1 protein-coding gene is annotated in these 736 nt (G+C 68.2%); it reads right to left on the bottom strand.

Going from position 1 to position 736, the window contains the following annotated elements:
• Window positions 1-329: 329 nt before the first annotated feature.
• Window positions 330-736 (bottom strand): IS110 family transposase (locus tag HMPREF9463_RS10250; protein WP_035139006.1); only part of this gene is annotated, 407 nt, incomplete at its 5' end.

Genomic DNA, 736 nt, shown 5'->3' with positions numbered 1-736 from the left:
ACGTTCCTTTTAATATGAGCAGGACATTGTCAAGAGGCAAAATCGGGCCTGGCCCCAACGATATGGGGTCAGGCCCTCTCCCTATATCAGCCCGTCCGCGGCGACCTCGGCGTGTCTTACCGACGCTCGTCTTTGCAGTTTAATATCCGCCCGCGGCGATCTCTCGCTGGGCAATCCGTTGCTACGGCTGAGGCTTCTACGTCGAACCGACAGTCTGTGCACGCGTGTGGCGCCCTGGGCGCTCGCAGAAAAGGGACCTGAGGTTCGCCTCAACGGCTTCGGATCGAACCGCTTCCGGGGTGACTGGCTTATGTGCGGGGGACCGCCCCCTACGCCTCCTCGGCCATGAGGCCGACCGCCCACACCCAGCAGGCGAGCTCGCGCGCCGTGGCCACGTTCGCCTTGTTGCCGTGGACCCCGCGCGCGAGCAGCGCCTCCCGCCTCTCGACCAGCCTCCGCACGCCCTTGGCGGCATGCCTGCGGGCGACCCGGTCCGGGGCCTGGCCCCTGGCGAGGCCCTTCGGCCGCCCCGAGCACGTCAGGTAGTGCCACGCGGCCTCGACCAGCGTCTTCCTCAGGTGCTTGTTGCCGGCCTTGGTGATCGCGCCCCTGCGGTCGCTCTCCCCGCTGGAGTGCTCGGAGGGCGTCAGGCCGACCCACGCCGCGAACGAGCGGGCATTCCCGAACCTCGAGAACTCGCCGGCCTCGAACACGAGGTCGGCGGCGGACGCGGTGT

It is taken from the genome of Collinsella sp. 4_8_47FAA (assembly GCF_000763055.1).
Classification (GTDB): Bacteria; Actinomycetota; Coriobacteriia; order Coriobacteriales; family Coriobacteriaceae; genus Collinsella.
Note: the sequence above shows the minus strand (reverse complement) of the source record. Positions and strands in the feature narration are given on the sequence as shown.